This window comes from Bradyrhizobium centrolobii (assembly GCF_001641635.1).
GTDB lineage: Bacteria > Pseudomonadota > Alphaproteobacteria > Rhizobiales > Xanthobacteraceae > Bradyrhizobium > Bradyrhizobium centrolobii.
In genome coordinates, this window is sequence record NZ_LUUB01000054.1 from 181,929 (window position 1) to 200,533 (window position 18,605).

Sequence of the window (18,605 nt, forward strand, 5' to 3'; positions counted from 1 at the left end):
GGCGACATCGTCGTGACCTCGGACATTCCGCTGGCAAGCCGCTGCGTGAAGGCGGGCGCGGATGTAATCGCGCCCAACGGCAAGCCGTTCACGGAGGAGTCGATCGGCATGACGCTCGCGGTGCGCAACCTGATGACGGACCTGCGTTCGGCGGGCGAGGTCACCGGCGGACCGAGGTCGTTCGCGCCGCGCGACCGCTCTGCCTTTCTCTCGGCGCTCGACCAGACGCTGCGCCGAATCCAGCGCCGCCGTGCCGAACAAGCCACAGCGAGTCAGGTCTGAACATGGCGCCGCCGCTGATCCAGCTTAAGGACATCAGGCTGACCTTTGGCGGGACGCCGCTTTTGAGCGGCGTCGAGCTCAACGTTGCACCGTCAGAACGCGTCTGCTTGATCGGCCGCAACGGCTCGGGCAAATCGACCCTGCTGAAGATCGCCGCCGGCATCGTCGAACCCGATGCCGGCACGCGCTTCGTGCAGCCCGGTGCCACGGTTCGCTACCTGCCGCAGGAGCCGGATTTCGGCGATCACAAGACCACGCTTGCGTACGTCGAGGCCGGGCTCGCACCCGGCGACGACCATCATCAGGCGCGCTATTTACTGCAGCAGCTCGGGCTGAACGGCGACGAAAACCCGGCCAATCTCTCCGGCGGCGAAGCGCGGCGCGCAGCGCTGGCGCGGGTGCTGGCCCCCTCGCCCGATATCCTGCTGCTGGACGAGCCGACCAACCATCTCGACCTCACCACGATCGAATGGCTGGAGAAGGAGCTCGACAGCCGCCGCAGCGCGCTGGTCTTGATCAGCCACGACCGCCGCTTCCTCACCAATCTCTCGCGCTCCACGGCGTGGCTCGACCGCGGCAAGATCAGGCAGATCGATCGCGGATTCGCCTCATTCGAAAGCTGGCGTGACGAGGTACTGGCCGAGGAAGAACGCGACCAGCACAAGCTCGACCGCAAGATCGTCGACGAGGAGCACTGGCTGCGCCACGGCGTCTCCGGCCGTCGCAAGCGCAACGTCAAGCGGCTCGCCAATCTCCATGCGCTGCGCGACCAGCGCCGTAACTATCGCGGCACGGCCGGCAGCGCCAACCTCGCCGCCGCAGAAGCTGAGCAGTCGGGCAAGCTGGTGATCGAGGCCAAGGGCGTCACCAAGGCCTATGGCGAGCGCAAGATCGTCGAGAATTTCTCCACCCGCATCCAGCGCGGCGACCGGCTCGGCATCATCGGACCTAACGGCGCCGGCAAGACCACGCTGGTCAATCTTCTCACCGGCGGAACGCAGCCCGACTCAGGGACCGTGCGCCTCGGCGCCAATCTGGAGATGGCGACCCTCGATCAGCACCGCGAAAGCCTTGATCCCAAGTCGACGCTGGCGGAGGCGCTGACCGGCGGCCGCGGCGATCATGTCATGGTCGGCGGCAAGTCGAAGCATGTCGTCGGCTACATGAAGGACTTTCTGTTCGCGCAGGAGCAGCGCGGCACGCCACTTGAAGTGCTCTCGGGCGGCGAGCGCGGCCGGCTGATGCTCGCGCGCGCGCTCGCCAAGCCCTCGAACTTGCTCGTGCTGGACGAGCCGACCAACGATCTCGACCTGGAGACGCTCGACGTGCTCGAAGAGATGCTGGGCGACTATGAGGGCACGGTGATCCTGATCAGCCATGACCGCGACTTCCTCGACCGCGTCGTCACCTCGGTGATCGCGCCGGAAGGCGACGGCAAATGGATCGAATATGCCGGCGGCTACAGCGACATGCTGGCGCAGCGCGGCGCAGACCTGAAGCGCGAGACCGCGAAGGCGCAGCCCGCCGCGGAAAAGAAGGACGACAAGCATGCCGCTCCTGCGTCCGTGTCAAAACGGCGCTTAAGCTTCAACGAGAAGCACGCGCTCGAGACGCTGCCCACGAAGATCGAGACGCTTCACGCCGAGATTGCCAAGCTGCAGCACGTGCTCGACGATCCCAACCTCTACGCCAAGGATCGCAAGAAATTCGACGATACGTCAGCCGCCATCGCCAAGGCGCACGAAGAGCTTTCAGCGGCAGAAGACCGCTGGCTGGAACTGGAAATGCTCCGTGAGGAAATCGAGCAGGCCTGACTCGTAGGATGGGTAGAGCCATCGGGCCGGCCGAAGGCCGGACCCGGTGGCTCTACCCATCCGACGGGACTGAAAATAGAGAGATCATATGACCACTCCCCTCGCCGCCAAGATCGCCCGTGAATATGGCACGCCCTGTGCCGTCATCGACATGGACAAGGTCGAGCGCAACATCGCGCGCATCCAGAAGGCCTGCGACGATGCCGGCGTCGCCAACCGGCCGCACATCAAGACGCACAAGAATCCGACGCTGGCAAAAATGCAGGTCGCGGCCGGCGCCAAAGGCATCACCTGCCAGAAGCTCGGCGAGGCCGAAATCATGGCCAACGCCGGCATCGACAACATCCTGATCAGCTACAATCTGCTGGGCGAGGAAAAGATGGCGCGGCTCGGCGCGCTGCAAGCAAAGGCCCACATGACGGTGGCCGCCGACAATTCGACCGTCGTCGCCGACCTGCCCAAGGCGGCCGCCGCCTCCGGCCGTCCGCTCTCGGTCGTCGTCGAATGCGACACCGGCCGCAAGCGTGCCGGCGTCGAGACGCCGGCCGAGGCCGTGGCGCTGGCGCGCGAGATCGCCGCATCCAAGGGACTGCAATTCGCGGGCTTCATGCTCTATCCGACCGAGACCGGCTGGGCCGAAGCGCAGAAGTTCTATGACGAGGCGATGGCCGGCGTGCGCGCGCATGGGTTAGAGGCCACGATCGTGTCGACCGGCGGCACGCCCAATCTCGTCAATCTCGGCAAGCTCAAGGGCGGCACCGAGCACCGCTTCGGCACCTACATCTACAACGACCGCATGCAGGTCGCGGCCGGCTCTGCCAGCTGGGACGACTGCGCGCTGCATATCTATTCGACGGTCGTCAGCCGCGCCGCGCCCGAGCGCGGCATCCTCGATGCCGGCTCGAAGACGCTGACCACCGACACCGGCGGGCTCGACGGCCATGGCCTGATCCTGGAGCACCCCGAGGCCAGGATTACGCGCTTCGCCGAGGAGCACGGCTTCCTCGACCTCTCCCGCAGCAACACCCGTCCCAATGTCGGCGACGTCGTCCGCATCGTGCCGAACCATGTCTGCGTCGTCGTCAACATGATGGACGAGGTGGTGATGGTGCGCGGCGAGGAGATCATCGGCACGCTGCCTGTGGCGGCAAGAGGCAAGCTGCGGTAGCGCATGATGACGCGAGATTGGACCGTGCGCTGTTCACCTCTCCCCATCGGGGAGAGGTCGGATTGCGAAGCAATCCGGGTGAGGGGCCGCAGCGTTCAGTGAGACTGTAACCCCTCACCCGGATCGCATCTTTCGATGCGATCCGACCTCTCCCTACGGGAGAGGTGAACTGCGCCTCGCGGCGGCACCGATTTAGTCGAGGCTTATCGCGCTTTAGACGCGCTTTAGGCGCCGATCAGCGCCTGCAGCTCCCGGTCCAGCCCGTCGCGAAACAGCTTGATCGGGCGCTCCAGGCGGCCGGCCGGCGGGCGATGCACGATCCATGCGCGCACTGAGGGATTGAAATCCCGCGCCGCGACCGGCTTGAGCTTGTCGCGAAACGCGCTCCGCTTCAGCGCGATCGGCGTCACCAGACCGACGCCGAGGCCGCGCGCGACCAGCGACAGGCGAAGCTCGCTGTCGAGTGCCTCGACGGCAATGTTGAACGGCAGATGCTCGGCATCGAAGCGACGCTTCAACGTGTCGCGAAATCCGCAGCCGTCCTGGTTGATTACCCATGACAGCTGCGACAGCCGCTCCAGGTCGACCGAACGCGGGATCTTCATCTCGCGCGCAACGACGAACACGACCGGTTGCGCGCCGAGATCGTCGGCGACGAGATCAACGGGCGGCACCGCGCCGTCGGGCAAACAGATCGCGGCGGCATCGAGCTCGTTGCGGCAGACCCGCTCGACCTGGTTCGGCGACCAGCCCGAGACGACCCGCACGGCAAGGGCGGGAAATTCGGCGCGCACCGCATCGAGCGGTGCGGTGAGTCCGGCCTCGGAGAGAAACGGCGTGAGGCCGAGCCTGAACTCGCCGCGCACCACGCCGTCATTGGCGACACCCGACTTGAGGTCATCCAGCATCCTCAGCAGACGCCGGCCCTGCTCATAGGCCTCATAGCCCGCCGCCGTCGGCTTCAGCGGTTTGGAGAGCCGGTCCAGAAGCTGCGCGCCCAGCATCTCCTCGAGGTTCTGGATCCGTCGTGTCACGCCGGGCTGCGTAAGGTTGAGACGCGCGGACGCCGCAACGATCGATCCGGTCTCGACCACCGCGACGAAAGCGACGAGGTCATGGGTGTTCATAACGAACTCGCATATTCTTTATAGACTTATTTGAATTGTAGCATATTAGATCCACCGATTAAAGGGGACCCGCATCACAGCCCGCGAGGTCCCATGACCATCTCCGAAACCACCAAGCTTGCGCCCCCAAAGCAACTCGCCGAGCGGTCGCTGATCTGGCTCGGCGCCATCACCACCGGCGTCGTCGTCACCAACCTGTTCGCGCCGCAGATCCTGGTTGGCCTGATCGGCCGCTCGCTGGCCATGACCGCCTGGCAAGCGGGCTCGGTCAGCACGTTAACGCTGCTCGGCTACGCGCTCGGCCTCCTGCTGCTCGTGCCGCTCGTCGATCTCGTCGAGAACAGGCGCCTGATTCTGCGGACGCTCGGCTGCGCCATCCTTGCTGCACTGGCGACGGCCCTCGCGCCGACACCGTCGCTGCTGCTGCTTGCCACCTTCGTCCTCGGCGCCTCCTGCGCAGCGATCCAGATGATGGTCCCCCTGGTGGCATCGATGGTGGCGCCCGAACGTCGCGGCCAGGCCATCGGCGAGGTGATGAGCGGATTGATGATCGGCATCCTGTTGTCGCGGCCCGCGGCGAGCCTGATTGCAGATCTCTGGAGCTGGCGCGCCTACTACCTCGTTTCGGCCGTCCTGATGACGTTCCTTGCCGGCGCACTCGGCCGCTATTTGCCAACGCTCCAACCGGCCGCGCGCGCGAGCTACGGCGAATTGCTGCGCTCCTTCCCAAGACTGCTGATGGAGGAGCCCGTGCTGCGCGTGCGGGCCTGGACCGCGGCACTGGTCATGGCTTCCTTCACCGCCTTCTGGGCCGCGGTCGCGCTGCGCCTGCCGGACGCGCCGTTCGCCCTCGACGCCAGGGGAATTGCGGCTTTCGCACTGATCGGCGTGGCCGGCGCAGCCGCGACACCCATTGCCGGCCGCTGGGGCGACAAGGGCTGGGCACGCCCGATGTTCTTTGCGGCCCATCTATGCATCATCGGCTCGCTCGTGCTCTGTGCCTGGGCCGGCGTGCTGGGGTCCCGCATCGCCGCCCTGCTGGTGTTGAGCCTCGGCACGATCCTGCTCGACGTCGGCATCACCACCGACCAGACGCTGGGCCGTCGCGCAATCAACCTGCTGCGTCCCGAAGCACGCGGCCGGATCAATGGCCTGTTCGTCGCGCTGTTCTTCATCGGCGGCGGCGTCGGCGCCGCAGCGGCGTCGCTGGCCTGGACCTACGGCGGCTGGACGATGGTGTGCGCAGTAGCGGCGAGTTTTGGCGTGCTCGGTCTCCTCACCGATCTGCTGACAAGGACCGGGACGTCATGATGGCGGCTATCATGACGACGATTGTGCGAGCCATCCCAACACGCCCCGGCCCGCAGCGGCACCAGTTGCGAACGATGCCTGCAGGAGGTAGCCGCCAGTCGGCGCCTCCCAGTCCAGCATCTCGCCAGCGGCGAATACGCCGGGCAAACGGCGGATCATGAAATCGGCGTCGAGCTCGTCGAAAAACATTCCGCCGGCGCTGGAGATCGCGCGCGCGATTGGCGCGATGCCGGCGAGCTTGATCGGCACCGCGTTGATGAGCTCGGCGAGGCGTTCCGGCGTCAGGGCCGTCAACGACTGGCCGGCCCCGATCGCGGCTTCCTGCAACAGTCCGACCGCGACCGGCGAAAGTTGCACAGCCTTGCGCAGGAAATTGGAGAACGACTGTTTTCCGCGCGGCGCAGACAGGCGTTTGGCGAACTCGGCACGATCGACATCGGGCCGCAAGGCGACCTCCAGGATCGCCTCGCCTTTCGCCGCAATCGCTTCGCGCAACTCGGCCGACAGCGCGTAGATCGCGCCACCCTCGATGCCGTTGCGCGTGACGGTCGCCTCGCCGCGCACGCTGTGCGGGCCGAAGCTCAGCGCGATGCCCTTCAGCGGCTGGCCTTCGAAGCGAGTTCGGAAGACTTCGGACCAGGCGACGGTAAAGCCACAATTCGCGGGCCGCAGCGGCGCAATCGCAACACCTCTGTGAGCCAGGATGTTCGTCCAGCCACCGTCAGAGCCAAGCCGGGGCCAACTTGCGCCGCCAAGCGCGAGCACCGTGGCATTGACTGCAACAGTGCGGGCGCCATCGGGCGTCTGAAACAGCAGCCGTCCCTCGTCATCCCAGCCGGTCCAGCGATGGCGAAAGGCAAAGCGCACGCCGCCGGCGTCGAGCCGCCGCAGCCAGGCGCGCAGCAAGGGCGAGGCCTTGAACGCTCTTGGAAAGACGCGGCCACTAGAGCCGACGAAAGTCGGCTCGCCCAACCCTTCGCACCAGGCCCGCAGCGCATCCGGCGAGAACGCTTCGATCGCACCCTGCAGTTTCGGCGTCGCCTCGCGATAGCGCGTCATGAACTGCGGCAGCGGCTCGCTATGCGTGAGGTTGAGACCACCACGGCCGGCCATCAGGAGTTTGCGGCCCGCAGACGGCATCGCGTCGTACACGGTGACACGGGCGCCGCCCCGCGCCAGCACCTCGGCCGCCATCAACCCGGCGGGACCGGCGCCGATGACGGCGACATGGTTTTCGGTTGAGGTCATGGCGGGAGTTTAGGCGAAATTCGCGCGCCACAAAGAGACTCGTCATTCCGGGGCGCGCCCGCTTGGGCGCGAGCCCGGAATCCATTGGGCAACGGGTTTTGCGGCTAGATGGATTCCGGGTTCGTCGCTTCGCGACGCCCCGGAATGGCAGCGGAGAGCCTAGAGCTTGAGGCCGGCGCGCGCCGCGGCCTGCGCGACGTATTTCTGCGTCTGCTCGAACGCGCCCGTGAGCGCCTTGGCCTTCGACATGTCGCTGATCTCTGCGAAATGCGCGGCGACGGCATCCGGCGTCCATTCGGCTTCGGGCAGGTTGATCCCCTCGCTCTCCAAAATCTTGATCACCGCGAAGGAGCCTGCGCCGGCGCCCATGATGGTGCGCGTCGGCGCATCCTCGCTCAGGAGATATTCGACCGCGGGCGTGATCGCGTTCGGCTTCATCAATTGCAGCGCCTGCGGCGGCAGAAGCTCTTCGGTCATGCGGGTCGCTGCGGTCGGCGAGACGATGTTGACGCGGATGTCGTTCTTGCGGCCCTCTTCGGCGAGCACGTTCATCAGGCCGACCATGCCGGACTTCGCCGCGCCGTAATTGGCCTGGCCGAAATTGCCATAGAGACCGGAGGACGAGGTGGTCAGCACGATACGGCCGTAGTTGCGGTCGCGCATGCCGGCCCAGGCCGCCTTGCAGCAGTAGAAGGTGCCGACGAGGTGCACGTCGAGCACCTTCTGGAAGTCGGCGGTCTCCATCTTGCCGAACGACTTGTCGCGCAGGATGCCGGCATTGGCGCACAGGAGGTCGACGCTGCCCCACTCCTTGGTCGCGCGCTCGACCATCGCGGTGACCTGCTCGAAGTTCGAGACGTCGGCGCCGTCGGCCATCGCGGTGCCGCCCGCTTTACGGATCTCCTCGACCACGGCTTCCGCCGGCGAGAGCGAACCGCCGGTGCCATCGCGCGCGCCGCCGAAATCGTTGACCACAACCTTGGCGCCGCGGCTCGCCAGCCCCAGCGCATGCGCCCGCCCCAGACCATTGCCCGCGCCAGTGACGATGGCGACGCGTCCGTCAAACCTGATTGCCATTGTGCATTTCCTTTCTTCCCTTCTCCCCTTGTGGGAGAAGGTGGCGCGAAGCGCCGGATGAGGGGTATCTCGCCACAGCCGAGATCGTGGAGAGATACCCCTCACCCGGCTTCGCGTTCCGCGAAGCCACCCTCTCCCACAAGGGGAGAGGGTGATGCAGCGCAATTGGCAGCTTTTGAGCAGCGATGGATTGCCGGGTCAAGCCCGGCAATGACGAGGGCATCTAGCCGAAATAGATCAACCCAAGCCACTCGGCGACCAGCGCCGGCTTGTCTTCGCCTTCGATCTCCACCGTCACGTTGGTGCGGGACTGCAATTCGTTGGGCTTGCGCAGCTTGGCCTCGGCCAGCACGAAACGGCCGCGGACGCGTTTGCCCGAACGCACGGGCGAGATGAAGCGAAGCTTGTCGAAGCCGTAGTTCACGCCCATCGTTGTGCCCGCGATGGCCGGCATCACCTCGTAGGACATGATCGACATCAGCGACATGGTCAGGAAGCCGTGCGCGATGGTGGTGCCGAACGCCGTCTCCTTCGCGCGCTCGGGATCGACATGGATGAACTGGTGATCCTCGATCACGTCGGCATAGGTGTCGATGCGAGGCTGGTCGATCAGGTGCCACGACGACACGCCGACCTCCTTGCCGACCAGGGCTTGATAGGCCTCGAGGGAAATCGGCGGCTTCTTCCAGACTTCGTTCATTTAGCAACTCCAACCTCTGTCATTCCGGGGCGCGCGGAGCGCGAGCCCGGAATCCATTTGGCAACAGACTCTGCGGTACAATGGATTCCGGGCTCGATGCTGCGCATCGCCCCGGAATGACGAGCGCGCAGACTTCCAGACCTGATTCCCTTAGGTCTCACTACGGGTTTTCGGCAGCTCCGGAAAGTCCTCTTCCCGGAATTCGCGACCGCGCAAGGGATCGCAACGGTCGTCGTCGCGTTCGAGCCGGCGTAGCTGCACGCGGCGAATTTTTCCCGAGATCGTCTTCGGCAGCTCGGTGACGATCTCGATGCGGCGGATGCGCTTGAATGGCGCAAGGCGCGTATGCAGGTGTTGGAAGATCGACAGCGCCGTCTCCGGCGTCCGCTCCGCGCCCGAGGTCAGCAGGACGAACGCCTTGGGGATCGCAAGCCGGATCGGATCGGGGCTCGGCACCACGGCGGCCTCCGCAACCAGGTCGTGCTCAAGCAGCACGCTTTCCAGCTCGAACGGGCTGATGCGGTAGTCCGAGGACTTGAAGACGTCGTCTGAGCGCCCGACGAAGGTGAGATAGCCCTCCTCGTCCGCGAACACGACGTCGCCGCTGCGATAGAGCGCGCCGTCCGCGCCCGACAATTTGCCGTCGTCGCCCTGATAGCCCTGCATCAGGCCGGCGGGACGGTCGGCGCCGAGCAGCAGCGTCACCTCGCCTTCCTTCGCCGGATGGCCGTCAGCGTCGCTGATCTGCACGCGATAGCCCGGCAGCGGCCGGCCCATCGAGCCGACCTTGACCTTCTGGCCGGGCGAATTGCCGGCGAGCGCGGCGGTCTCGGTCTGGCCGTAGCCGTCGCGGATGGTGAGGCCCCAGGCCGCCTGCACCCGGTCGATCACTTCAGGATTGAGCGGCTCGCCCGCGCCGCAGACCTCGCGCAAGGCGACCTTGAACGACGCCAGGTCCTCCTGGATGAACAGCCGCCACACCGTCGGCGGCGCGCACAGCGTAGTGACGCCACAGCGGCCGATGGTGGCGAGCAGGCTCTTGGCATCGAAGCGCGGCTGGTTGACCACGAACACGGTTGCCCCGGCATTCCAGGGCGCGAAGAAGCAGCTCCAGGCGTGCTTGGCCCAACCGGGCGAGGAAATGTTGAGATGAACGTCGCCGGGCTTCAGCCCGATCCAGTACATGGTCGAGAGATGGCCGACGGGATAGCTGCGCTGGCTGTGCCGCACCAGCTTCGGCTTCGCCGTGGTGCCCGACGTGAAATAGAGCAGCATCGGGTCGTCGGCCTGCGTCGGGCCGTCCGGGGCGAAACTCTCAGACGCTTTCACCGCTTCATCGTACGCAAGCCAGCCCTCGGAGGCGCCGACCACGATGCGGACGAGATTTTCGGCGCCGAGCCCTGCGAACTTCATGACCTGGTCTTGCGCTGCGACCACCGCCCTCGCCTTGCCGCGATCGAGCCGGTCGCGGAGTTCATCGGCAGTGAGCAGCGTGGTGGCGGGGATCACGACGACGCCGAGCTTCATCGCTGCGAGCATGGTCTCCCAGAGCGGAACCACATTGCCGAGCAGCAGCAGGAGATGATCGCCGCGCTGCAGGCCCTGCGCGCGCAGGAAGTTCGCAATCTGGTTGGAGCGGCGCGACAGCGCCCCGAATGACAGTTTGGTCTGCCGGTCCTGTGCGGCATCGACAATCCAGAGCGCGGGGCGATCCTTGCTCTCCGCATTTGCCGCCAGCTCGGCGTCGAACCAGTCGAGCGCCCAGTTGAAGGGAACCGGATCAGGCCAGCGGAAGCCTTTGACCGCTGTCTCATAATCCGTGCGGTGTTGCAGAAGAAACGCGCGCGCTTCCTGAAATGTCGTCATCAAGTTTTCCCGGCCAGCCCCCTAACGTGCTTGATAATTCCGGAAAAATCCACCCCGCCGTGCCCGGCTGCATCGAAAGACTGATAGATCTCCTGCGCATGCTTGCCGAGCGGCGTCGCTGCGCCCGCGGCCTTCGCGGCGTCCTGCGCGAGCGTCAGGTCCTTCACCATCAACGCCGAGGCAAAACCCGGCTTGTAGTCGTTATTGGCCGGCGAGGTCGGCACCGGACCCGGCACCGGGCAATATGTCGTGAGCGACCAGCACTGGCCAGACGAGGTCGAGGCCACGTCGAACAGCGCCTGATGCGAAAGCCCGAGTTTCTCGGCGAGCGCAAAGGCCTCGCTGACCGCGATCATGGAAATGCCGAGGATCATGTTGTTGCAGATTTTTGCGGCCTGGCCTGCGCCGGCGCCGCCGCAGTGCACGATCTTCTTGCCCATCTTCTCCAGCACGGGCTTGGCTGTCGCGAACGCCTGCTCGTCGCCGCCGCACATGAAGGTGAGCGTCGCGCCCTTGGCGCCACCCGTGCCGCCGGAGACCGGCGCGTCGACCGACAGCACGCCGTGCTTGCTAGCCAGCGCATGCGCCTGCCGCGCGCTTTCGACGTCAATGGTGGAACTATCGATGATCAGCGCGCCCTTGGTCATCGCGGGAACGACGTCGTTCCAAACTCCGAGGACATGCTTGCCGGCCGGCAGCATGGTGACGACGACATCGGCACCCTTCACGGCACCCGATGCGCTATCGGCGATGCTGGCGCCATCGGCCTTGGCCTGATTGCGGGATACTTCGACCAGGTCGAACGCAACAACCTTGTGGCCGGCCTTGACCAGATTGGCCGCCATCGGGCCGCCCATATTGCCGAGACCGATGAATGCGATCGTGGCCATCTTCGTTTCCTCCGCTTGAACGTCGTTGTTAGTTGAATTTGAGCTCGTCGGCGCCGATCTCGGCGAAATACGGCGCCACCATCTCCGGCGTCACGTCCTCGATCTTCGACGGCGACCAGGTCGGGTTGCGGTCCTTGTCGATCACGGCGGCGCGCACGCCCTCGCGGAAATCATCGCTGCGGAAGACCTCCAGCGCCGCGCGATATTCACGCACCAGGCACTCCTCCAGGCTCGACGCCTTGCGTGCGAGCCGCAGCAACTTGAGCGTCACCACCATGCCGCGCGGCGATTTCTCGCCAAGCGTCTTCAGCGTCGCTATCGCAAACTCCGAGCCGTCGCGCTTGAGCGCGGCCACGATGTCCTCCATGCGGTCGAAGCCAAACAGCGCGTCGATCGTCGCCTGCTTCGCGGCCACGGGGCCGGCGGTCTCGCCGGTCGCAAAGCTCTCGATGAGCTTGCTGATCTCGGCCGCGGTCACCCCGGAGCGAACTTTCGTCAGCGCCTCGCGCAGCGCCGGCAGCTTCGCGGCGGGGACCACAGCATCGGCGAACTTCGCATTGATCGCGTCCGGCCCGTTCATGATCTGGCCGGTCAGGCCGAAATATGTGCCGATCTCGCCGGGCGAGTGCGACAACAGATAGGTGCCACCGACATCGGGGAAGAAGCCGAGACCGACCTCCGGCATCGCAAGCTTGGTGCGATCAGTCACGACGCGATGGCTGGCATGCGCGGAGAGCCCGACGCCGCCGCCCATCACGATGCCGTCCATGAAGGCGACGTACGGCTTTGGAAATTTCTTGATCCTGGCATTGAGGATGTACTCCTCGCGCCACAGGATCTTGCCGAGATCGCCATTGACCTTCGAGCTTTCCCAGAGTGCGCGGATATCGCCGCCGGCGCACAAGCCGCGCTCGCCGGCACCTTCCAGCAGGATCACGGCAACGGCAGGATCGGCCTCGAAGCGATCGAGCGCCTTGTCGATGTCACGAAACATCTCCAGCGTGACGGCGTTGATCGCCTTGGGGCGGTTGAGCCGGATCACACCGGCCGAACCTTCGACCCGCGCGACCAGATCGCCCTCTTCCACCACGACCGTCATCACGCGCCCTCGATCAGTTTGCGCGCCACGATGAGCCGCATGATTTCATTGGTGCCTTCGAGGATCTGGTGCACGCGCAGGTCGCGCACGATCTTCTCGATGCCGTATTCGCTGAGGTAGCCGTAGCCGCCGTGAAGCTGCAGCGCGTGGTTGGCCACCTCGAAGCCGATATCGGTGCCGAAGCGCTTTGCCATCGCGCAGAGCATGGTGGCATCGGGATCCTTGCGATCGAGCGCAGCGGCTGCGCGCCACAGGAAGGTGCGCGCGGCTTCCAACTCGATCGCCATGTCGGCGAGGCGGAATTGCAGCGCCTGGAATTCGTCGAGCCGCTTGCCGAAGGCCTTGCGCTCTTTCATGTAATTGCGCGCCTTGTCGAGGGCGGCTTGCGCGCCGCCGAGCGAGCACGCGGTGATGTTGAGGCGGCCGCCGTCGAGGCCGGCCATCGCGATCTTGAAGCCGACGCCCTCTTCGCTGAGACGATTGGCGACCGGCACGCGCGCGTTCTCGAACATCACCGCGCGGGTCGGCTGCGCGTTCCAGCCCATCTTGCGCTCGTTCGCGCCGAAGGAAACACCAGGCGTCTTGCCGTCGATCACCAGGGTCGAGATGCCGCCGGGGCCCTCGCCACCGGTCCGCACCATCGCGACGAGAACATCGGTGCCGCCGGCACCCGAGATGAACTGCTTCTGGCCGTTGAGAACGTAGTGATCATCGTCGCGCACGGCGCGAGTACGGAGCGCTGCCGCGTCCGAGCCTGCGCCCGGCTCGGTCAGGCAGTAGCTCGCGATCAGCTCCATCGTGCAGAGCTTTGGCAACCACTTCTGGCGCTGGGTGTCGCTGCCGTAGGCATCGATCATCCAGGACGCCATGTTGTGGATGGAGATGAAGGCCGAGGTGGTCGGGCAGCCCGTCGCAAGCGCCTCGAAGATCAGCGCCGCGTCGAACCGCGTCATCGCGGAACCGCCGACATCGTCGCGGATGTAGATGCCGCCCATGCCGAGCGTGGCGGCCTCGCGCATCACCTCAACGGGGAAATGCTTCTCCTCGTCCCAGCGCAGCGCATGCGGCGCGATCTTTTCCGCCGCAAACGCCAGCGCCATGTCGCGAACCGCGATCTGATCCTCGTTCAGAGCGAACTGCATCATGGCCTCGCTCTCACGAGAATTACTTCATCGTCGGGATCGAGAACTCCGCGCCCTCCTTGACGCCAGACGGCCAGCGCGAGGTTACCGTCTTGGTCTTGGTGTAGAAGCGGATCGAGTCCGGACCGTGCTGGTTGAGATCACCGAAGCCCGACTTCTTCCAGCCGCCGAAGGTGTAATAGGCGATCGGCACCGGGATCGGCACATTGATGCCGACCATGCCGACATTCACCTTGGCCGCGAAGTCGCGTGCGGCGTCGCCGTCGCGGGTGAAGATGGCAACGCCGTTGCCGTAGTCATGGTCCGACGGCAGCGCCAGCGCTTCCTTGTAGTCGTGCGCGCGCACGACCGAGAGCACCGGGCCAAAGATCTCTTCCTTGTAGATCCGCATGTCCTTGGTGACGTTGTCGAACAGCGAACCGCCGAGATAAAAACCCTTCTCGTAGCCCTGCATCTTGAAGCCGCGGCCGTCGACAGCGAGCGTCGCGCCTTCCTTGATGCCGATGTCGATATAGCTCTTGACCTTCTCGACGGCCTCGCGTGTCACCAGCGGACCGTAGTCGGCCGACGGATCGATCGAGGTGCCGATCTTGAGGCTTTCGACGCGCGGGATCAGCTTTTCCATCAGACGGTCGGCGGTGGTCTTGCCGACGGGAACGGCGACCGAGACGGCCATGCAGCGCTCGCCGCCCGAGCCGTAGCCCGCGCCGATCAGCGCATCGACCGTCTGGTCCATGTCGGCGTCGGGCATCACGATGGCGTGGTTCTTGGCGCCGCCAAAGCACTGGCAGCGCTTACCGGTCTGCGCGGCGCGGGAGTAGATGTATTCGGCGATCGCGGTGGAGCCGACGAAGCCGATGGCCTTGATATGGGGATCGTCGAGGATGGCGTCGACCGCCTCCTTGTCGCCGTTGACGACGTTGAGGATGCCGGCCGGCAGGCCCGCCTCGATCATCAGCTCGGCAAGCTTCATCGGCACGCCGGGATCGCGCTCGGACGGCTTGAGGATGAAGGCGTTGCCGCAGGCGATCGCGGGCGCGAACTTCCACATCGGGATCATCGCCGGGAAATTGAACGGCGTGATGCCGGCGACGACGCCGAGCGGCTGGCGCAGGGAGTAGATATCGATGCCGGGGCCGGCGCCTTCGGTGTATTCGCCCTTCATCAGGTGCGGAATGCCGCAGGCGAACTCGACCACCTCGAGGCCGCGCTGGATGTCGCCCTTGGCGTCGGGAACGGTCTTGCCGTGCTCGCGGGCGAGCAGCTCGGCGAGCTTGTCGTAGTCGCGCTGCACCAGCTCGAGAAACTTCATCATGATGCGGGCGCGGCGCTGCGGATTGGTCGCGGCCCACTCCGGCTGCGCGGCACGTGCGTTCTCGACGGCGGCGCGGACTTCGGCTTTCGACGCCAGCGCCACCTTGGCCTGGACGTCACCGGTCATCGGCTCGAAGACGTCGGCGGTGCGGCCCGACGTGCCCTTCACTTCCTTGCCACCGATGAAATGTCCGACTGCGCGCATGAATACCTCCCAGGGAACGGGTTAGATCGCTTTGACAAATCCTATTGACCTGCATTTTATAGGATTCAAGTCTGAGATATTGCACCATAGATGTGCGAAAATGCTGGATCAAGGCTCGATCGATTGGGACGACTTCCGCTTCGTGCTGGCCATCGTGCGCGGCGGCTCGGTTTCGGCTGCGGCCAAGCAGCTCGGCGTCGACCATGCCACGGTGATCCGCCGCGTCGACCGGCTGGAAAGGCACCTCTCGGCCAAGCTGTTTGACCGGCGCAAGACTGGCTACCTGCTCACCGAGGCCGGCCAGCGTGTCGCCGACAGCGCCGAGGCGATGGAATCCACCATCGTTGCCAACCAGGAGCAGGTCGGTGGCTCGGTCGCGCGGCTGACGGGCACGGTGCGGATCGGCGCTCCCGACGGCTTCGGCACCGCCTTCCTGGCGCCGCGGCTCGCGCCCTTTGCTGACCGTTATCCCGATCTGGATTTGCAACTTGTGGCCACGGCGCGGCTGTTCAGCCTCTCCAAGCGCGAGGCCGATATCGCAATCAGCCTGACCATGCCGAACGAGGGCCGGATCGTCGGCCGCAAGCTGCTGGACTACCGCCTCGGGCTTTATGCCGCACCGGCCTATCTCGACCGTCACCCTAAAATCACCTCGCGCGAGACGCTGCCGCAGCACCGCTTCGTCGGCTATATCGAGGAACTGCTGTTCACGCCGGAGCTGGACTATCTGCCGCAGGTGGCGCCGCGCCTATCGGCGCGCTTCCGCAGCGCCAACCTGATCGCACAGCTCAACGCCACGCTCGCCGGCTTCGGCATTGCCGTGCTGCCGCACTTCATGGCGAACTACTATCCGCAGCTCATCCCGGTGCTCCCGGACGAGGTCTCGATCACCCGCACCTTCTGGATGCTGATGCACGCCGACAGCAAAGATCTCGCGCGCATCCGCGCGGTGGCGGATTACATCGGCGAGATCGTGGAGCGCGAGCGCGCGCTGTTCGCGGGGCGGTGAGGCCGCGGGCGTAGGGTGGGTTAGCGAAGCGTAACCCACCTCTTTACTTTCCACGCGAAGAGAGGAGTGGTGAGTTACGCCTTCGGCTCACCCACCCTACGGCATCTCGCTCTAATTCTGCTTCTCGCGCGGCTTCTTCGCCGCGGTCGGCTTCGCCGGCTCTCGGCGGGCGTCGAGGGCGCTGTCCTTGCCCGCCTTCAACACCTCGTCCGACAGCTCGCTGGAACCGGCGATGCGCGCCAGCAGCATGGTGCCGGCCATGGTCGCCAGCGTCGCGATCGCCTGCTTGCGCGCGGCCTTGCGCGGCATGTTGGGGATGAAGTCGGTCATCATCTCGATCATCTCGTCGAGCTTGCCTGCGAAGGCCTTTCGCGTCTTCGGGCTCTCGCGGGCGATCTCGGCCCCGAGTGAGGGGATCGAACAACCATGGCCGGGATTGTCACGGTGAAGCGTCGAGAGATAGGCGTCCGCGATCAGCGCCAGCCGCTTCTCCGGAGAGGCCTCATCGGTGATCTTGCGCCAGTGCTCCATCGAGCGGTCCATGGCGTAGGCGAAGGCCTCGATCACCAGCGCCTCGCGGGAGTCGAAATGCGCATAGAAGCCGCCATGGGTCAGGCCGGCCTCCTTCATGAGGTCGGCGACGCCGACGCCATGGGCGCCCTTTTCGCGCAGCCGAACGGAGGCCTTCCTCACGATCCGGTCGTGGGTTTCCTGCTTGTGTTCCCGGGAATAGCGCATGCGGATCTCATTGGATGTCGGAAATCATCTAATAGCACGGGAATCGGCAGACGGCGCATTAATTCGCAGTAAAATTATTGCCGATCATTGAAAAGGTTGCGGTGGCGTGCACCGCCAACGCTCCCTTGCCGTCGCGCACGAAGCCTTCCGTGTAGCTGGTCTGGCGTCCCAGCTTGATAACTTTACCTTCGGCCGAGATCAATCCCGAGCGAACCGAGAGCGGACGCAGGAAGGCCAGCTTCAGATCGAGCGTGACCGACCCCTGCCCGGCCTCGAGCCGGGTCGAAACGGCACACCCCATGGCCGTATCGAGCAGCGCCGCGGCGGTCGCGCCGTGGAGGAGGCCGATGGTATTTTCGAGGTCCTCGCGCGGCTCCAGTTCCATCACGATCCGCCCCGGCTCGACCACGGCCATGGTGAAGCCGATCAACTTTGCGAAGGGCGGCGGCGGCAGGCGGCCGTCGCGAATGCCGAGCATGGCGTCCATCCCCGAAAGCGCCATGGCCGCCTTCGTAACGGGCGCCGGCGCCTGCCAGTCCACCACGCGCTCGCGCCGGCGAGCGGGTGAAAACAGGTCGAGCCGATCGGTGTCGCTCATGGGCCACCTCTTTGTATGATATATATCATACTATGTCACGGATTACGCACTGGCAACTCTGTGTCCCTGCCCCGCTTGACAAGCGGAGCATTTGAGCCCGGAAGTGAGCTCGACCCGCGCGCCCTCGCGCCGGTCCACGAAACCTTCGAGATCCCACGATGGAAATGCTCAATCATCACTGCGGCGTGACGCGCGATACGCGCGGCGTCATTCACGTCACCATCTGCAACGCCGGCTCGCTCAACATTCTTGGCTCGCCTGTCACCGACGCGGTGCGCGAAGGCCTGCAGCAGCTTGCCACTGATCGCAGCATTCGCGTGGTGGTGCTGCGCGGCCAGAGCGAGAAGAGCATGATCGGCGGTGCCGACATCAAGGAGATGGCGAAGCTCGACCAGAAATCGGCCGAAGCCTTCATCAGCCGCCTGCGCGATCTCTGCGAGGCGGTGCGCGCCTTCCCTGCCCCGGTGATCGCGCGCATGCCGGGCTGGTGCCTCGGCGGGGGGCTCGAAGTCGCCGCCGCCTGCGACTTCCGGATCGCAGCGCATGACGCGCATTTCGGCATGCCGGAGGTGCGCGTCGGCATCCCCTCGGTGATCCATGCCGCGCTCCTGCCCCGCCTGATCGGCTGGGCCCGCGCGCGCTGGCTGGTGATGACGGCAGAAAACATCGATGCGCCGACGGCGCTGGCCTGGGGACTGGTCGACAAGGTCGCCGCGCCCGGTGAACTAGATGCCGCGGTCGAGCACGTGATCAATAGTCTGCTCGAATGCGGCCCCGAAGCGCTGCGGTCGCAGAAGGCGCTGCTGCGGCAGTGGGAGGAACTGCCGCTGAGGGAGTCGATCAATCTGAGCGTCAAGGTGTTCGGCGAGTCGTTCCTGACCGACGAGCCGACGCGGCTGATGCAGGCGTTTGTGAACCGGAAGCGGTAGGCTATCTCCGCGCTAACAGTGTCATGCCCCGCGAAGGCGGGGCATTCAGTACGCCGCAGCCTCTCCGTATCCCCGCGCTGCCTCTGGA

The 18,605-nt window shown here is 65.5% G+C and carries 17 protein-coding genes; 6 read left to right on the top strand and 11 right to left on the bottom strand.

From position 1 onward, the window contains the following. The 3 genes from AYJ54_RS52385 to AYJ54_RS16650 all read left to right on the top strand — a co-directional run. Nucleotides 1-282 (top strand): DUF188 domain-containing protein (locus AYJ54_RS52385; RefSeq protein WP_245329036.1); only part of this gene is annotated, 282 nt, incomplete at its 5' end. Between the two features lie 2 nt (nt 283-284). Continuing rightward, the gene (locus AYJ54_RS16645; protein ID WP_063700159.1) at nt 285-2,096 is read left to right on the top strand and encodes an ABC-F family ATP-binding cassette domain-containing protein; all 1,812 of its coding nucleotides are present in this window, start codon (nt 285-287) and stop codon (nt 2,094-2,096) included. A gap of 88 nt (nt 2,097-2,184) precedes the next feature. After that, nucleotides 2,185-3,264 carry a D-TA family PLP-dependent enzyme gene (locus AYJ54_RS16650; RefSeq protein ID WP_063700161.1) on the top strand — a complete coding sequence of 360 codons (1,080 nt, stop codon included), beginning with the start codon at nt 2,185-2,187 and terminating at the stop codon, nt 3,262-3,264. A gap of 224 nt (nt 3,265-3,488) precedes the next feature. On the opposite strand, the gene AYJ54_RS16655 is transcribed toward AYJ54_RS16650, so the two are convergent. Beyond that, nucleotides 3,489-4,391, bottom strand: coding sequence for a LysR family transcriptional regulator (locus AYJ54_RS16655; protein ID WP_063700163.1), 903 nt, complete (start codon nt 4,389-4,391; stop codon nt 3,489-3,491). 93 nt (nt 4,392-4,484) lie between these two features. On the opposite strand from AYJ54_RS16655, the gene AYJ54_RS16660 reads away from it, so the two are divergent. Next, entirely contained in the window at nt 4,485-5,702 is a 1,218-nt protein-coding gene (locus tag AYJ54_RS16660) for an MFS transporter (protein ID WP_063700165.1), read from the top strand. Nucleotides 5,703-5,711: 9 nt separating this feature from the next. On the opposite strand, the gene AYJ54_RS16665 is transcribed toward AYJ54_RS16660, so the two are convergent. The 8 genes from AYJ54_RS16665 to AYJ54_RS16700 form a co-directional block, all read right to left on the bottom strand. After that, the gene (locus AYJ54_RS16665; protein WP_063700166.1) at nt 5,712-6,950 is read right to left on the bottom strand and encodes a BaiN/RdsA family NAD(P)/FAD-dependent oxidoreductase; all 1,239 of its coding nucleotides are present in this window, start codon (nt 6,948-6,950) and stop codon (nt 5,712-5,714) included. Between the two features lie 159 nt (nt 6,951-7,109). Beyond that, entirely contained in the window at nt 7,110-8,027 is a 918-nt protein-coding gene (locus AYJ54_RS16670) for an SDR family NAD(P)-dependent oxidoreductase (RefSeq protein WP_063700168.1), read from the bottom strand. A 223-nt stretch (nt 8,028-8,250) separates the two neighbouring features. Continuing rightward, nucleotides 8,251-8,727 carry a MaoC family dehydratase gene (locus tag AYJ54_RS16675; protein WP_063700170.1) on the bottom strand — a complete coding sequence of 159 codons (477 nt, stop codon included), beginning with the start codon at nt 8,725-8,727 and terminating at the stop codon, nt 8,251-8,253. Between the two features lie 150 nt (nt 8,728-8,877). After that, the gene (locus AYJ54_RS16680) at nt 8,878-10,593 is read right to left on the bottom strand and encodes an AMP-binding protein (RefSeq protein WP_063700171.1); all 1,716 of its coding nucleotides are present in this window, start codon (nt 10,591-10,593) and stop codon (nt 8,878-8,880) included. Further along, a complete protein-coding gene (gene mmsB, locus AYJ54_RS16685) occupies nt 10,593-11,483 on the bottom strand; it encodes a 3-hydroxyisobutyrate dehydrogenase (protein ID WP_063700173.1) in 891 nt (296 codons plus the stop codon). Before mmsB ends, AYJ54_RS16680 begins: the two co-directional genes overlap by 1 nt. Nucleotides 11,484-11,511: 28 nt before the next feature. Then, nucleotides 11,512-12,582, bottom strand: coding sequence for an enoyl-CoA hydratase/isomerase family protein (locus AYJ54_RS16690; RefSeq protein ID WP_063700175.1), 1,071 nt, complete (start codon nt 12,580-12,582; stop codon nt 11,512-11,514). Further along, a complete protein-coding gene (locus AYJ54_RS16695) occupies nt 12,582-13,724 on the bottom strand; it encodes an isobutyryl-CoA dehydrogenase (RefSeq protein WP_063700543.1) in 1,143 nt (380 codons plus the stop codon). Before AYJ54_RS16695 ends, AYJ54_RS16690 begins: the two co-directional genes overlap by 1 nt. Before the next feature lie 22 nt (nt 13,725-13,746). Next, entirely contained in the window at nt 13,747-15,243 is a 1,497-nt protein-coding gene (locus tag AYJ54_RS16700; protein WP_063700176.1) for a CoA-acylating methylmalonate-semialdehyde dehydrogenase, read from the bottom strand. Between the two features lie 100 nt (nt 15,244-15,343). Here AYJ54_RS16700 and AYJ54_RS16705 point away from each other — a divergent pair, with 100 nt between their 5' ends. Then, nucleotides 15,344-16,252: a LysR family transcriptional regulator gene (locus tag AYJ54_RS16705; protein WP_063700178.1), complete on the top strand. Its 909-nt coding sequence runs from the start codon at nt 15,344-15,346 to the stop codon at nt 16,250-16,252. Between the two features lie 111 nt (nt 16,253-16,363). On the opposite strand, the gene AYJ54_RS16710 is transcribed toward AYJ54_RS16705, so the two are convergent. Together AYJ54_RS16710 and AYJ54_RS16715 are read right to left on the bottom strand one after the other, a co-directional pair. Continuing rightward, a complete protein-coding gene (locus AYJ54_RS16710; RefSeq protein WP_063700179.1) occupies nt 16,364-16,990 on the bottom strand; it encodes a TetR/AcrR family transcriptional regulator in 627 nt (208 codons plus the stop codon). A 58-nt stretch (nt 16,991-17,048) separates the two neighbouring features. Next, nucleotides 17,049-17,588, bottom strand: coding sequence for a PaaI family thioesterase (locus tag AYJ54_RS16715; RefSeq protein WP_063700181.1), 540 nt, complete (start codon nt 17,586-17,588; stop codon nt 17,049-17,051). Between the two features lie 158 nt (nt 17,589-17,746). Here AYJ54_RS16715 and AYJ54_RS16720 point away from each other — a divergent pair, with 158 nt between their 5' ends. After that, nucleotides 17,747-18,517: an enoyl-CoA hydratase gene (locus AYJ54_RS16720; RefSeq protein WP_063700183.1), complete on the top strand. Its 771-nt coding sequence runs from the start codon at nt 17,747-17,749 to the stop codon at nt 18,515-18,517. Nucleotides 18,518-18,605: the final 88 nt, after the last annotated feature.

What these genes read in the sequence shown, in the direction of transcription:
- AYJ54_RS16680 (WP_063700171.1), bottom strand. Translation starts at nt 10,593, where the DNA reads ATGACGACATTTCAGGAAGCGCGCGCGTTTCTTCTGCAACACCGCACG.
- AYJ54_RS16655 (WP_063700163.1), bottom strand. Translation starts at nt 4,391, where the DNA reads ATGAACACCCATGACCTCGTCGCTTTCGTCGCGGTGGTCGAGACCGGA.
- AYJ54_RS16700 (WP_063700176.1), bottom strand. Translation starts at nt 15,243, where the DNA reads ATGCGCGCAGTCGGACATTTCATCGGTGGCAAGGAAGTGAAGGGCACG.
- AYJ54_RS16715 (WP_063700181.1), bottom strand. Translation starts at nt 17,588, where the DNA reads ATGAGCGACACCGATCGGCTCGACCTGTTTTCACCCGCTCGCCGGCGC.
- AYJ54_RS16670 (WP_063700168.1), bottom strand. Translation starts at nt 8,027, where the DNA reads ATGGCAATCAGGTTTGACGGACGCGTCGCCATCGTCACTGGCGCGGGC.
- mmsB (WP_063700173.1), bottom strand. Translation starts at nt 11,483, where the DNA reads ATGGCCACGATCGCATTCATCGGTCTCGGCAATATGGGCGGCCCGATG.
- AYJ54_RS16675 (WP_063700170.1), bottom strand. Translation starts at nt 8,727, where the DNA reads ATGAACGAAGTCTGGAAGAAGCCGCCGATTTCCCTCGAGGCCTATCAA.
- AYJ54_RS16695 (WP_063700543.1), bottom strand. Translation starts at nt 13,724, where the DNA reads ATGCAGTTCGCTCTGAACGAGGATCAGATCGCGGTTCGCGACATGGCG.
- AYJ54_RS16705 (WP_063700178.1), top strand. Translation starts at nt 15,344, where the DNA reads ATGCTGGATCAAGGCTCGATCGATTGGGACGACTTCCGCTTCGTGCTG.
- AYJ54_RS16645 (WP_063700159.1), top strand. Translation starts at nt 285, where the DNA reads ATGGCGCCGCCGCTGATCCAGCTTAAGGACATCAGGCTGACCTTTGGC.
- AYJ54_RS16690 (WP_063700175.1), bottom strand. Translation starts at nt 12,582, where the DNA reads ATGACGGTCGTGGTGGAAGAGGGCGATCTGGTCGCGCGGGTCGAAGGT.
- AYJ54_RS16650 (WP_063700161.1), top strand. Translation starts at nt 2,185, where the DNA reads ATGACCACTCCCCTCGCCGCCAAGATCGCCCGTGAATATGGCACGCCC.
- AYJ54_RS16660 (WP_063700165.1), top strand. Translation starts at nt 4,485, where the DNA reads ATGACCATCTCCGAAACCACCAAGCTTGCGCCCCCAAAGCAACTCGCC.
- AYJ54_RS16710 (WP_063700179.1), bottom strand. Translation starts at nt 16,990, where the DNA reads ATGCGCTATTCCCGGGAACACAAGCAGGAAACCCACGACCGGATCGTG.
- AYJ54_RS16720 (WP_063700183.1), top strand. Translation starts at nt 17,747, where the DNA reads ATGGAAATGCTCAATCATCACTGCGGCGTGACGCGCGATACGCGCGGC.
- AYJ54_RS16665 (WP_063700166.1), bottom strand. Translation starts at nt 6,950, where the DNA reads ATGACCTCAACCGAAAACCATGTCGCCGTCATCGGCGCCGGTCCCGCC.